Below are 13,223 nucleotides of genomic sequence, written 5' to 3'. Positions count from 1 at the left end.
ATCGTCGTCGAACAGGGTAAGTCTTGGGACTTGACAACCCCAAAAAGGGGCTGGGGCGGTCTCGGGCGCGTATAGCCGAGCCGACGACCACCGCGCGGCGAGTGACGGGCCGACGGCGGTGCGGCCGGTGATCCCCACCACGATCGCCCGCTGCCCTGGGGAGCAGTCGACCGCTGGTGGGAGCACCTGCGGTAGCCTGCGGAGGTGGTTGTCGTCCCCATCATCCTGTTCCTGCTGGCCGCGGTAGCGCTGGCGATCGGCGTGCTGGGACTGGCGGGCAAACTGCCCCGCAACCGATTCGTCGGCGTACACACCGATGAGGCGCTGAGCACCGACGAGGTGTTCCGCGTCGCGAACCGCGTCGCCGCCCCCACCTCCCTCGCCGCGGGCGCCCTGCTGTTCTGCGGTGGACTCGTGACCCTGGCCGCCGGTGGTTTCGCAGTCGTCCTGATCGCCCTCGCCGTCGCGGTCATCGCCCTGTTCACCCTCGGTGCGGGCGCGACCGCCGGCGCCCGCGCCGCCACCGCCCTCGCCCCGCCCGCCGAAACCGGCGGCTGCGGGCAGTCCTGCGGAGCGTGCTCGCTGCGCGATACCTGCCAACCGGCGGTCTGAGCGCTCATTCGGTTCCGGTTCACGGATTCGTCGCGGCGAGTATCCAGCACAGCGCTGTGACGTGCGGGCCCGCTCCCGCGTACGCGACCGGTCCCTGTCCCATCACAGTCGTACCCGATCACGCCCATGCGCCCGGCTAGCCTCACCGAGGTGGAGCACGCGGGGCTGGTCGGACGATTGGAGCAGCAGCAGGTCGCCATATATCTCGCGGCGATCGGGTTCGGAGCGGTCATCGGATGGATGGCGCCAGGACTGGGTCCGGGGCTCGAACTGCGATCAATCCGGCGCTGGCGGCGCTGCTGTATGTGACGTTCTTGCAGGTGCCGGTGCTGTTCCTGGTGGTCATGGCCTTCGCCGGGCTGGCTGTGGCGCGACTGTTCCGGCTCGATGTCGCCGACAGCCGGGCGATCGTCTTCACCGGCGCGACACGCAACTCCCTGGTCGTGCTGCCGCTGGCTCTCGCGCTACCCGATGAGCTGGCGATCGCGGCCGTGGTCGTGGTCGCGCAGACGCTCGTCGAAGTCGTCGGCATGGTGATCTACGTGCGTGCGGTACCGCGTCTGCTTCCAGGTCGCTGTGAACCCTCCCGGTGAACAGTTGGCAAAAGCATCAGATGTAACACTGGTCACAGTGACATCGGATGGCTATCGTCGGACGGCATGGACAGCACCCGATGGAGAGCGACCTGCAAGCTTGCGTTGTCCGCCGTCACCGTCGGCGGCATCCTCACGGCGACGCTGCCCGCGACGGCGAATGCCGAGCAGACCGGGCCCGATGTGTCGTCGTGGCAGCACATCGACGGGCGGATGATCGACTGGTTCGCGGTGAAGCGGGCGGGGCACGACTTCGCGATGGTGAAGGCGACCGAGGGGCTCAGCTACATCAACCCGTACTTCGTGCCCGACAGCGTGCTCATGCGCGCGGCCGGGGTGGCTCGGGGGACCTACCACTACGCGCGGCCGAATCTGCCGCCGGAACCGCAGGCGGCGATGTACGCGGCGGTGGTGCTCGGGCAGAACGGACCGCTGGATCTCCCGCCGGTGCTCGATCTGGAGGATTCCGGCGGGCTGCCCCCGGCCGCGCTGATCGACTGGACGCATCGCTACCTCAACACCGTCCAGGCGCTGACCGGCCGGGTGCCGATCATCTACACCTATCCCACGTTCTGGCGCACCGCGATGGCCGACAGTAATCAGTTCCACCGATACCCACTGTGGATCGCCGACTATCGCGGCAATCCACAGCCGGAGGTGCCAGGCGGTTGGCCCGCGTGGACGTTCTGGCAGACCACCGACAGCGGGTCCGTCCCCGGAATCGCCGGTGGCACCGATGTGAACGTCTACAGCGGCGCCCAAGGCAATTTCGCGCGGTTCGCGAATATGGCCGGGCTGTTCGGCAGCAGCTGAGCCCGGCGGATCCCGATCACATCCCGATACGTCCGCCGTCGGCCTTCCACACCGCGACCACCGACGGCCGCGGCTGCGCGGCGCCGCCGTCGGGCCAATGCGATACCGGCGCGTCGGCGGAGGCGCCATCCGCTTCGCCCGGATGCTGGACACAGACGAGGACCCGCTGCTCGGTGACCACCGGACCGCAGGTCTCACCGCCCGCGGGCACGGTGAGGAACTGTTTGGTCTCACCGCGCCGCTCACCCTCCAGCGTCACCGCGAACAGCCCGTCGTTGGAGCCCAGCGCATTGCCGTCGGTGGAGATCCACAGGTTGCCGTACGGATCGAAGGCGACATTGTCGGGGCAGGAGATCGGGCTGACCTTCGTCTTATCGAACCCGCCGTAGTAGGTGTCGGCCGCCGCCGGATCGCCGCAGACCAGCAGCAGCGACCAGGTGAAATCGGTGCCCTTGTGGTCGTCGACGATCTCGAGGACCTGACCGTTCTTGTTCTTGATGCGCGGGTTCGCCTCATCGACGCCCGCCTTGCCGTCCTCACCGCGCTTGGTGTTGTTGGTCAACGCGACGTAGACCTTGCCGGTCTTCGGGTTGGCCTCGAAGTCCTCCGGGCGGTCCATCTTGGTGGCGCCGACCTTATCGCCCGCCAGCCGAGTGAAGACCGCGACTTCCTGCGCGGACATACCGTCGACGAGTGATTTCGCACTGCCGTCCTCGGCGGCCTCCAGGATCGGAATCCACCGCCCCTTACCGGTGAACCCCTGGTCGGAGGGCACATTGCCGGAGCCGTCGATGCGATCGGGGTGGTCGCCGGTGAGCTTGGCGACGTAGAGGGTGCCCGCGTCGAGGATGGTCATATTGTGGCGGCGGCTCGCGGCGCCGGTGCCGGGCTGGATCTTGCGCGTGGACACGAACTTGTACATGTATTCGAAACGCTCGTCGTCGCCGCTGTAAGCGACCACGGTGCCGTCCTCGGTGACGTGGATATTGGCCGATTCGTGCTTATTGCGTCCCAGCGCGGAATGCTTGACCGGTGTGGAGGCCGGATCCCACGGATCGATCTCCACCACATAGCCGAACCGGTTGGACTCGTTCGGTTCCTGCGCCACATCGAAGCGCTTGTCGAACTTCTCCCAGAAATGCGGGGCATCCACCTCGCCGACTCCGTAGCGTTCGGCCCGCTCGGCAGCCACCGGATCGGCGAGCTTGCCCACGAAGTAGCCGTTGAAGTTTTCCTCACCGGAAAGCACTGTGCCCCAAGGGGTTACACCGCCAGCACAGTTGGCGAAGGTGCCCGCGACCTTGGTACCGGTCGGGTCGGCGGAGGTTTTGACGAAATCGCTACCCGCGGCCGGACCGGTGAGCCGGAATTCGGTGTCGGCGGTGATGCGTCGGTTGTACTTGCCGAAGGCAGGGACCAGCTTGCCGGAACCGGCCTCGCCCGTGACCTCGACGACCGAAAGCCCGTGCGCGGCAATGGCGATGCCGAACTGTTCGGGGGTCATGGTGTCGCCGTTGAAGCCTTTGAACATGAACGGCTCGGTGGTGTATTCGTGATTGACCACCAGCAGATAGCGATCGGCCTGCCCCTCGATGGGCAGCAGCGCGGCGAAATCGTTGTTGTAGCCGAACTGCCTGGCCTGCGCGGCGGCGGTCTGCCTGTCGAAATCGAACTGCGGTGCGTCCTCGAAGATCGGATCGCCCCAGCGGATCACCACACCCTGTTCGTATCCCTCGGGTACGACCACGGCGTCCTGCTGATTCGGCGCCACCGGCGTGAACCCGGTCCCCGCGCCCGACGCACCGTTCGACACCGCCCCGGCACCGTCATCACCGCAAGCGGCGAGCAAACTGCCCGCACCCACCGCGAGCACCGCGGCCGCCCCGCCCTTCAGCACCCCGCGCCGCGACATCGAGGCGACGATGTCACCGAAGTATTCGCCCGCGGATTTGTTGGGCACCTCATGGAAGCACGCGTTACCGCACTTGTAGGCACAGGTAACCGCGGAGCGCGACGATCGGCCGTCGTGCTGCACGAACAGGGCGAGTGGGGTGAAGCTCACGGTGCCTCCTGGATCAAGCTGACGGCCGCACGGTAGACCACGAGGGCGAGTCGAAGAAGACGACAAGATGAACGCCGATCGAATTAGGCAACCCTCAGTTACCCGATTGCGCTGGGCGAAATCACCGCCGACAAGTATCGATCACACCGCCCCACCACCTTCCCAAACCTGGAGAATCCGTTCGAGCGTCCGCCGCTCGCCGGGCATTCCGTATTCATCGACCGCCGACCAGGTGCCGTCGTCCCACTGCACCCACCCACAAGTGTCGTCCTCCGGCTCGCTCACCGCATGAACCGTTCGGCACGCAGGTCCGGCGTGATCGCACCCACCGCGACCAGGGTTTTGTACGCACCACGCTTATGCGGGCAATCCTCGATGCTGCACCGCCGATGCACCTGCATGGTGCTGTGCGCCGTGCGCGCCGACATGCGCGGTGCCCGCGGGGTGATCGGCGGTTCGTCCTCACCGAAGGTGTAGGGGAGCACGTAGATCAAGTCGAGCAATAACACAGCGATCGAGCCGGCAACTGCGAAAGCGGCAATATAATCGGACATCGAACCCCCTGCGGTAGTTGGTATTCGGGTGCCATCCGACGCCAGGACCATTGCGGCACGCACCTGGCGTCGGAGGTTCTGCGAGAGCAGGGAGGTCGCGCGCCGGCGACGGGTACGTTTCGTACCTCCGCCACCGGTACCCGGGGCTACGCTGGGAAAAAGGGTCAGCAGCGGAAGGGATGCCGTGGGGATCAACCCTGTCGAGGAAGCTCCGATCGGATCGCGTATCAAACGTCTGCGGGAGCGGGCGGGCATGTCGAGACCGGTTCTCACAGGTCTGGTCGGTCGGTCCACCGAATGGCTGAAGGCCGTCGAGAACGGTCGCCTGCAACCACCACGGCTGCCGATGCTGCTGCGGATCGCGCATGCGCTCGAGCTGGCCGATCTGGCCGAGCTGACCGGAAATGGTCACGCAGTGCCGGTCGCGGTGTTCGCCGGTGAACGGCACGCCGCGCTGACGGCAGTACAAGCGGCGCTGACCTCCTATCGGTTGACGACCACAGTGCGCCCCGCCCCCGTCATTCACCTCGAGGAGCGGCTGCGGCAGGCGTGGGACATCCGGCACTCGAGCCCGGACCATCGGACCCAGCTGGGCATACTGTTGCCCGCACTGATCAGGGACGCTCAGGGGGCGGTGCGCGCCGGTGATGCGGACCGCCGCGCGGCGCGGCGGGTGCTGGCCGGGGTCTATCAGCTGGCGGACTTCTACGTCGCCTACCAACCAGCGCCCGAACTCGTCTGGCTGGTAGCAGACCGTGCCATGTCCGAGGGGTACGAGGCCGACGATCCCTATGTAATTGCTTGCGGTGCATGGGCTATGACGCAGGCGCTGCGGGATGCGGGGCGATGGGAAGAAGCCATAGCGGTCGCCAGGACAGCGAACGAACAGCTCACGCCCTACCTCGATCGCGAGCACACCGTCGACGACTGGCGCGGCGTAGCGGGTGCACTACAGGCCGAGATCGCCTACGTGCACGCCCGCCGCGGCCGCCATGGCGAGGCCTGGTCGTACTGGGAAGACGCGGCGACCATCGCCCGGCGACTCGGCCCGAACTACCGGCACGTCCAGACATCGTTCTCGATTCCGGTGATGGAGGCCCACGCGACGACCCTCGGTGTCGAACTGCGCCGCTCCGGCGAGGCGCTTCGAGCGGCGCGCGGATTCGACGCGGACCAGATCGCCTCGATCCCCCGTCGGAGCCGCCATTTCATCGAGGTCGCTCGCGCCCACCACCAGCGCGACGAACCAGTGGCCGCGCTGGCTCTACTGGACAAATCGGCCCGCACCGCACCGGAGACGATCAAGTACAACGGCCACGCCCGCGACATCCTGCACCTGCTCATGCGAAATCCGCCCTCGGGCATGAGAAACGACGTCAACGACCTCTGCCGCCAGGTAGGGCTCATACCCGCATAGGGCCCGCCCCGATCGCGCACGGGTTGCCTCGGACAGCTCCGAGGAGGCAGACACCACCACCGACAGCCGCCGCTCGCCCGCAAATACGACCCGCCGCCACGCTCCACGCCCCCTTGGTCGCCGTCGAGTGGCACCTGGCTGCGCCAAACGTCGACTTGGGTTCAGGGGGGTGGTGAGGACGGTGGTGGCGAGAATCCGCCAGCTTCGGGTGGGGGTGGTTCTTAATGTCGGGCGTTGTGAATGCTCATCTTGTCGACGAAGTACGTGATGACCAGCGGTTGCGTGGGTCGGTTGTGCTGTTCATGGCGCTTGCTGCCGCGCTCGGGACGTCCGCTACTTATCCGCTGCAACCGGCGATCGCGGATGTGGCGGGGGCGGTGCATTCGTCGATCGCCGGGGTCGGGTTTTCGCTCGCGTGCGGGCCGGTCGGGTATCTGATCGGTCTGGGCTTGCTTGTTCCGCTGGTCGACCGGTTCCCGCCCGGACGGATTCTCGCGATCCAGTTCGGGGCGTTGGCGGCGGCGTTGGCGGTGAGCGCCGCGGCTGGGCGGGCGTGGCAGTTGGGGTTGTTGATCGGGGTGATCGGGGCATGTTCGGCGGTGGGCGCGAGTCTCAGCTCGTTGGCGGGACGGCTCGCGCCGGCACGTCAGCGGGCCACGGTCCTCGGCATCGTCACCGCTGGGATCTCGGCCGGGATCCTCGCGGGGCGGATCGTCGGCGGGTGGTTGTCCGATGAGATCGGCTGGCGTGGAATGCTTCTGGTATTCGCCGGCGCTTGCCTGGTCGCGGCGGGGTGCTGCCTGATGACGCTGCCGAAAACCGGGGGCACGGTCGAACTCCGCTATCTCGAGACGCTGCGCTCGCTGCCCGGACTGTTCGTGCGGCATGCGACGCTGCGAATCGCGGCGGTATCCGGCGCGCTGTGGTTCTTCGCCTTCTGTGCGGTGTGGGCCGGGCTCGCGGTCGCGCTCTCGGCGCCACCGTTCTCGTACTCCGCCGAACAGATCGGCCTGTACGCCCTGGCGGGACTCGCGGGTATTCCGGCGACGCAGGTCGCCGGTGTTTGGACCGACCGGATCGGCGCGCCACGCGTCATCCTGGCGGGTCTGGCGCTGGCCGGTGCCGCCATCGTGGTCGCCGGTCTCACCCTCTCGAACATCGTCGTGGTCCTGGTCTGCCTCGCGCTCTTCGACGCCGGACTCTTCGCCGCTCAGGTGGCGAACCAGAGCACGGTTCTCGCCATCGACCCATCCGCTCCCGCCCGCTTCAACAGCGCCTACATGCTGGTGTACTTCATAGGTGGCAGCCTCGGCACCGCATGCGGCGCGGCGGCCGTCGAATGGTTCGGCTGGGCGGCCACGGCCGTGATCGCCGCGGGCGCCATCGGAATCGCCGCCACGATCGCGGCAGTCACCTCTCGTACTTCGGCCGCCAGGGCCTGAGCATCGCCGGAGCGTCCGGCACGGCCGGTGTCGAGGTATCGCCACCCCGCCTTGACCTCGAGGGCAGTTGATATTCGACCATGGCCGTATGAGCATCCTGTTTCACAACACCATGCGGATCACCGACGGCCACCTGGAGGAGTTCTCGGCGGCGGTGCGCCGGGCGGTCGAATTCGTCGAGGAGCACGGACCCCAGCTGATGGTGCAGGTCTTCCTGGACGAGGAGCGTGGACTCGCGCACAGCTTCCAGCTCTACCCGGATTCCGAAGCGGTGCTGGCGCATTGGAAGCTGTCGGACCCCTACATCCAGGAGGTGATGGCGCATTGCACCGTGCAATCGTTCGAGACCTTCGGCGAGATGTCGGAAGAGGTGCTGGCGGGTCTGCGTTCCGGCCCGGCGGGCGAGCCGACGATTCGGCCATTGCTGACCGGTTTCACCCGCTTCTGACCCGACGGGTCGGCGGGGAGGGGCCGGTTCCGCACGGTGGCGTGGTGGCCGCCGTCGGTGCCGACCGCTAACCTCCGCGGATGTGCACACGATGACCGATGCCCGTTTCACCCAACTGCTCACCGAACTGCGGGCCGCGCCGTTCGGCTCGTTCACCCAGAACGAGGTCGATGACGCCTATCGCCAGCTGGGGTGGACGGCGACCGACCACGGATCGGTGGAGATCCCCGGTGTCGAATCCGCCGGCCGGATGTTCGAGCACTACGGTCCGCACATCGACTTCACCAGCGTGGAATCGAGCATCCCCATCGCGACGATCGCGCCCGAACAGTTCCGCCATTACCTCGATCTCACGATTGCGGAATGGGGAACACCGAGCTGGTACTGCGGCCTGCGTGGCCTCGACGTCGTATGGGAGGACGGCCCGGCGCTGCGCACGCTCCAGCTGCCGCGCGAAGGGGCGACGTTGCGGCTCCACCTCGGCTCGGCCGAGGCCAACGAAGCACAGAAGGTGTACTGGTGGGACAACCCCCACGAGTACATGGAACGACTCGACGAGGACGAGATCGAACTCATCGACGAGAACGATCTGGCGATGTCCGGGGCGGACGACTACGAGTTCTCCCACCTCTGGTCGGGCGCGGGCTATCCGGGATACGAGCGGTGGCGCGCCGACACACCGAAACAGCTGCGTGGGATGCTCACCGATCTGCTGTGCAGCGTGTCCCTGGCCATGCGCGCATTGGGCCGCGGCCCGGACGATCTGCGCCTCGAATTCCACGGCGGCGGATCGTCGGCCCATCTACGCCCCGTCGTCGAATCGAACCCGACGGAGATCCGGTTGCGTATTCACCGAACCGACGCCGTCGACACCTACCTCACCACCCACGGCTTCGTCGACGACGGTGACGGAACGGCTGTCCGCCGATGGAACGCGACACCCGATGAGGCCCGCAGGGCGGCCACCGCCACCGTCGCGTACCTGCGTCACGTCGATATCGACAACGATCTGCTGTTGCTGTCCTGCTCGGGCAATCCCCTCGCCCTCGAGAGCTTCTCGTTGGACATGTACGTCGAACTCCGGCACAAGGACGACTAGTAGCCGCGGCGGTTCACACCCTCGTCAGCGCCACCACCGGAATGACGCGATCGGTCTTCTGCTCGTGGTCGGCGAACCAGGGGTAGGTCTGCTTCAACATCGTCCAGATGCGCTCGCGCTCGTCTCCCGCCAAGGGCACGGCTCGTGCGTCGTAGGTCTCGTCGCCCACTTCGACGACGACCGCCGGGTTGCGGACCAGGTTCTGATACCAGTCGGGGTGCCGGGGCGCGCCGATATTGGAGGCCATCACCAGCAGCCGGTCACCGTCCCGGTGGAACATCATCGGGGTGGTGTACGGCTGTCCGGTGCGCCTGCCGATCGTCGTCAACAGGACCAGCCGATCCCGATGCATTCCCTCGGGATCCTCCCCGGCCCGGAACTTCGCGATGGCGTCTCGGTTCACCTGCGCGAGGTCCACGATCCACCTCCGTGGTTCGGGTCGATATCGGGTCGGCGACGGCGCTCAGTGTTCGTCGTAGTGCCCGTCGTGCGGCGCATGACGGTGACCGTCGTGGATGTAGTCGACGTGGTCGCCGTGCGGGACCGCGACATGACCGCAGCCCTCACCGTGGACATGGTCGTGTTTGGTGTGTTCGGTGTGGGCGGAGGGCTCACATTCGTCGTAGTGACCCTCGTGTTCGCGATGCAGATGCCCGTCGTGGACGTAATCGACATGGTCGCCATGCGGTACGGCGACATGACCGCAGGTCGGGCCGTGGTTGTGCTCGTGCTCGGTGTGCTGAGCATGCGCTGTGGTCATCAGAATCCTTCTTTCCTCACGCGGTCAGGTGGAACTGAAGAGCACTTCACACATTACCAAGTGCGCATGAATGCAGAGTAGCGGCGGGCGGGCGGGTGGATCACCCTTCTCCCTCATTTCGATCTCGGCGGCGGGAGAAGGGCGAACTCACCCGTCCGTCATTGCGCGCCGGTCGATCAGCTGCTGCCGGTCGAGGGGCCGATGGGCATCGGCGGCAGTGCGCGGATCAGCGACGCTATCTGCGGGCACATCTTGAAGGTGGGCGGGGCGCCGATGTGGTTGACGCAGGCAAGCGCGCCGGTCTTGTCGTAAACGTTCGTTTGAAGCGCCTGCCCCGTACTGAGGGACGCCTCCGAGTACGACTTCCACTCGATACCATCGGGCGAGGGTATGAAATTGCATTCGGCGGGAGATTGGCCCCTACATGGCCCTTCGATACCCCAGGGGCCGACCGGATATGCCTGCGCCGACGGTGCGAGAGCGAGGGTGGCGAGTACACCCGCAGCCAGGGCTGTCGACACTCGAATTGCTGAGAACATATTTCCTTTCATGCTGCGAACCGGATCATGATCCGGCGCGAGCAGGTTCGGATGCCCCACATCACGAACGAGCAGGCACTTACCCCCGAAGTCTCTTTACCCCGGGCACCCCTGAACACACCGGAATCCGCCGATCATGACCGTGCACACGACCGGCGATTTCAACGTACAGGAATCCCCAACTGTGAGAATGAGTAGCGGATGACACCGCCACTCAGCAGCGTCGCGAAGTCGAGGTAATGGTTGCGACCATGGTCAATAGCTTCACCCATCACGTCGGATCACCGTCTAGAGCACCTGGTCGAGGAAGCGGCGCAGGCGTGGGGTTTCCGCGTTGTCGAACAGGGCGTCCGGGGTGCCGGTCTCCACCACCTGACCGGCGTCCATGAACACCACGCTGTCGGAAACGCTTCGCGCGAAACCCATTTCGTGGGTGACGACGACCATCGACATTCCGCCCGACGCCAGATCGGTCATCAGCGCGAGTATGCCCTTGACCAGTTCCGGGTCCAGTGCCGAGGTGGCCTCGTCGAAGAACATGATCTCCGGTTTCATGGCCAACGCCCGCGCGATCGCCACCCGCTGCTGCTGACCGCCGGACAGATTGGACGGCCGGGAATCGGCCTTACCGGCCAGGCCGACCACCTCGAGCTGCTCGATGGCCAGCGCCCGCGCCTGCTCCTTGGACAGTCCGCGCAGTTTGCGTGGGCCGAGCGCGACATTATCGGCGACGGTCTTGTGCGGGAACAGGTTGAAATGCTGGAACACCATGCCGATGCGCTGACGCAGCTTGTCCGGGTCTTCGGTGAGCACCGATGTCCCGTCGAGCAGGATGTCGCCCGCATCGGGTTCGTGCAGCCGGTTCAGCACCCGCAGCAAGGTGGATTTACCGGAACCGGACGGTCCGATGACGGTGGTGGTCTTCCCGGCGTCGACGTGGATGTCCACCCCGCGCAGGATCTCGTTGTGACCGAGCCGCAGCCGCAGGCCGGTACCGGTGAGCGATGCACTCATCTACCCACGCCCTTCTGTGATCGCGGCCTGATCGGCCGGGTCGATGGGCTGATCAGGACGGCCGGTGCGCATGCGCCGGTCGATGTAGTTCACCAGGTGGGTGAGCGGGATGGTCAGCAGCAGATACACCAGACCGGCCGCGACCAGCGGCGACAGGTTACCGGTCTGCGCGTTCAGATCGCGGCCGACGGCGAACAGCTCACGCTGGGAGGCGAGCAGGCCGAGGAAGTAGATCAGCGAGGAATCCTTGATCAGCGCGATGAACTGGTTCATCAGCGCGGGCAGCACCCGCCGCACACCCTGCGGGATCACCACCAGCGTCATCGACTGGCGATAACCGAAGCCGATGGCGCGCGCCGCCTCGAGCTGACCGGGTTCGACCGATTGGATACCGGAGCGGAAGATCTCCCCGATATAGGCCGAGGCCAGCAGCGCCAACGCCACCGCACCGAGCCAGTACGGGTTGTTGCCGGTCAGATCACCCACCACCGGACCGATGCCGAGCCCGATCAACAGGATGATCACCACCGCGGGCAGACCACGGAAGATATCGGTGTAGACGCGGGCGGGCCAGCGCAGCCAGCGCGACCGCGATATGCCGGCCACGGCGAGCAGCATGCCGAGCACGGTGCCGAGGATGCCCGAAACCAGTGCGAGGATCAGGGTATTGGGCAGACCGGTCTTGAACAGATCGGGAAATGCCTGGCGATACAGCGACCAGTCGAAGAAGGTGTCACGCAGCTGTTGCAGCGTGGATTTCGGTTCGTCCTGCGCCTGTTCGGCGGGTCCGCGTTCGGCGGCAATGGCGGCGAAATCCGGAAGTTCTGGTGTGGGAGCGGCTTTCGATCCCGGCTTCCACCCCGGCGGGAGTTCACGCGGCACCCAGTCGCTGTAGAGCCGGGCGTAGGTGCCGTCGGCGATCACCGCGTCCAGACCGCTGTTGAGGGCGTCGACCAGCGGCTGCTTGTTCTTGCCGACCGCCCAGGCCGCGAAATTGTCGAGACTGAACGAATTCTCGATGATCGTGGTGCCGTCACCCGGTGCGATCGCGCCCTCGGCCTGCGCCGACGGCGCCACCCAGGCATCAACCTGGCCGGTCTTCACGTTCGCGTAGGCGGTGTTGTAGTCCGGGAATTTCACCGGATCCAAGCCCAATTGGTTGACGACGTACTCGTCCTGCACCGTGCCCTGCACCACGGCCACCCGGCTGTCCGGGCCGAGGTCGGCGAACCCGCCGATCGGGCTGCCATTGCGGACGACCAGCGAGAAGTACCCGAAGTCGTAGCCGTTGGTGAAGTCCACCATCCGCCTGCGCTCATCGGTGGTGGTGATATTGGAGGAGCCGACATCGAAGCGGCCGCCGCCGACCTGTGCGAGCAGACCGGCGAATTCGGTGCCGGAGAACTCCACTTGCAGGCCGAGTTTCGCGGCCACCGCGCGCAGCAGTTCATTGTCGAAACCGGTGAACGCGCCCGCGGCGTTCACACAGATGCTCGGCGGCGCGTCCGACAGGGTGCCGACGCTGAGCTTGCCTGGGGTGAGCAGGCCGAGCTTGCTGATATCGATGGACTCCAGCGGAACGGTCGTCGGCGTGGTGAACCGGTCGACACCCGCCCGCGTCGGTGAGGCCAGATTCGTCGGCGCGGGGGACGCGGCCTCCACCCCGGGCGGGGCACACAGGTCTCGGGCCGAGGAGCCGTCACCGCAGGCCGTCGCCAACGCGACGACGGCGAGCAGTATCACGGCGATCAACGCACGAGACCGCACAGCGAGCAGACCAACCATGGGTGAACACCCTATCCCTCGACCGTGGGTTAACCGGCCGCTACCGGTGCGCGCCGAACCCGAGGACGCCAACGACCACCACGTC

At 66.4% G+C, this 13,223-nt stretch carries 15 protein-coding genes; 7 read left to right on the top strand and 8 right to left on the bottom strand.

The features are described from left to right. Positions 1 to 204: 204 nt before the first annotated feature. The 3 genes from QH168_RS27450 (at position 205) to QH168_RS27440 (ending at position 2,018) form a co-directional block, all read left to right on the top strand. Positions 205 to 612, top strand: coding sequence for an SdpI family protein (locus QH168_RS27450; RefSeq protein ID WP_280468883.1), 408 nt, complete (start codon positions 205 to 207; stop codon positions 610 to 612). Between the two features lie 236 nt (positions 613 to 848). Continuing rightward, entirely contained in the window at positions 849 to 1,205 is a 357-nt protein-coding gene (locus tag QH168_RS27445) for a hypothetical protein (RefSeq protein WP_432421179.1), read from the top strand. 66 nt (positions 1,206 to 1,271) lie between these two features. Further along, positions 1,272 to 2,018 carry a glycoside hydrolase family 25 protein gene (locus tag QH168_RS27440; RefSeq protein WP_280468881.1) on the top strand — a complete coding sequence of 249 codons (747 nt, stop codon included), beginning with the start codon at positions 1,272 to 1,274 and terminating at the stop codon, positions 2,016 to 2,018. Positions 2,019 to 2,034: 16 nt separating this feature from the next. Here the strand turns inward: QH168_RS27440 and QH168_RS27435 are convergent, their stop codons facing one another. From QH168_RS27435 to QH168_RS27425, 3 genes are all read right to left on the bottom strand, one after another. After that, positions 2,035 to 4,080: a PhoX family protein gene (locus QH168_RS27435; protein ID WP_280468879.1), complete on the bottom strand. Its 2,046-nt coding sequence runs from the start codon at positions 4,078 to 4,080 to the stop codon at positions 2,035 to 2,037. A 141-nt stretch (positions 4,081 to 4,221) separates the two neighbouring features. Continuing rightward, positions 4,222 to 4,365, bottom strand: coding sequence for a hypothetical protein (locus QH168_RS27430; protein ID WP_280468878.1), 144 nt, complete (start codon positions 4,363 to 4,365; stop codon positions 4,222 to 4,224). After that, positions 4,362 to 4,634: a hypothetical protein gene (locus QH168_RS27425; protein WP_280468877.1), complete on the bottom strand. Its 273-nt coding sequence runs from the start codon at positions 4,632 to 4,634 to the stop codon at positions 4,362 to 4,364. The genes QH168_RS27430 and QH168_RS27425 overlap by 4 nt, the downstream gene beginning before the upstream one ends. A gap of 184 nt (positions 4,635 to 4,818) precedes the next feature. Here QH168_RS27425 and QH168_RS27420 point away from each other — a divergent pair, with 184 nt between their 5' ends. The 4 genes from QH168_RS27420 (at position 4,819) to QH168_RS27405 (ending at position 9,040) form a co-directional block, all read left to right on the top strand. Beyond that, the gene (locus tag QH168_RS27420) at positions 4,819 to 6,051 is read left to right on the top strand and encodes a helix-turn-helix domain-containing protein (RefSeq protein ID WP_280468876.1); all 1,233 of its coding nucleotides are present in this window, start codon (positions 4,819 to 4,821) and stop codon (positions 6,049 to 6,051) included. Positions 6,052 to 6,287: 236 nt separating this feature from the next. Beyond that, positions 6,288 to 7,493: an MFS transporter gene (locus QH168_RS27415; RefSeq protein ID WP_280468875.1), complete on the top strand. Its 1,206-nt coding sequence runs from the start codon at positions 6,288 to 6,290 to the stop codon at positions 7,491 to 7,493. An 88-nt stretch (positions 7,494 to 7,581) separates the two neighbouring features. Then, a complete protein-coding gene (locus tag QH168_RS27410; protein WP_280468874.1) occupies positions 7,582 to 7,941 on the top strand; it encodes a hypothetical protein in 360 nt (119 codons plus the stop codon). 91 nt (positions 7,942 to 8,032) lie between these two features. After that, positions 8,033 to 9,040: a hypothetical protein gene (locus QH168_RS27405; RefSeq protein ID WP_280468872.1), complete on the top strand. Its 1,008-nt coding sequence runs from the start codon at positions 8,033 to 8,035 to the stop codon at positions 9,038 to 9,040. Between the two features lie 13 nt (positions 9,041 to 9,053). Here the strand turns inward: QH168_RS27405 and QH168_RS27400 are convergent, their stop codons facing one another. The 5 genes from QH168_RS27400 to QH168_RS27380 form a co-directional block, all read right to left on the bottom strand. Next, positions 9,054 to 9,458, bottom strand: coding sequence for a nitroreductase family deazaflavin-dependent oxidoreductase (locus QH168_RS27400; protein WP_280468870.1), 405 nt, complete (start codon positions 9,456 to 9,458; stop codon positions 9,054 to 9,056). Positions 9,459 to 9,503: 45 nt separating this feature from the next. Next, positions 9,504 to 9,800, bottom strand: coding sequence for a hypothetical protein (locus QH168_RS27395; RefSeq protein ID WP_280468869.1), 297 nt, complete (start codon positions 9,798 to 9,800; stop codon positions 9,504 to 9,506). 176 nt (positions 9,801 to 9,976) lie between these two features. Then, positions 9,977 to 10,399 (bottom strand): hypothetical protein, encoded by a 423-nt coding sequence (locus tag QH168_RS27390; RefSeq protein ID WP_280468868.1) that lies wholly within the window; start codon positions 10,397 to 10,399, stop codon positions 9,977 to 9,979. A gap of 228 nt (positions 10,400 to 10,627) precedes the next feature. Further along, the gene (locus QH168_RS27385) at positions 10,628 to 11,353 is read right to left on the bottom strand and encodes an amino acid ABC transporter ATP-binding protein (RefSeq protein ID WP_280468867.1); all 726 of its coding nucleotides are present in this window, start codon (positions 11,351 to 11,353) and stop codon (positions 10,628 to 10,630) included. Then, positions 11,354 to 13,138 carry an ABC transporter substrate-binding protein/permease gene (locus QH168_RS27380; RefSeq protein ID WP_280468866.1) on the bottom strand — a complete coding sequence of 595 codons (1,785 nt, stop codon included), beginning with the start codon at positions 13,136 to 13,138 and terminating at the stop codon, positions 11,354 to 11,356. Positions 13,139 to 13,223 lie beyond the last annotated feature (85 nt).

The organism is Nocardia cyriacigeorgica (genome assembly GCF_029868385.1).
In the GTDB taxonomy this organism is placed as follows: domain Bacteria; phylum Actinomycetota; class Actinomycetes; order Mycobacteriales; family Mycobacteriaceae; genus Nocardia; species Nocardia cyriacigeorgica_F.
Note: the sequence above shows the minus strand (reverse complement) of the source record. Positions and strands in the feature narration are given on the sequence as shown.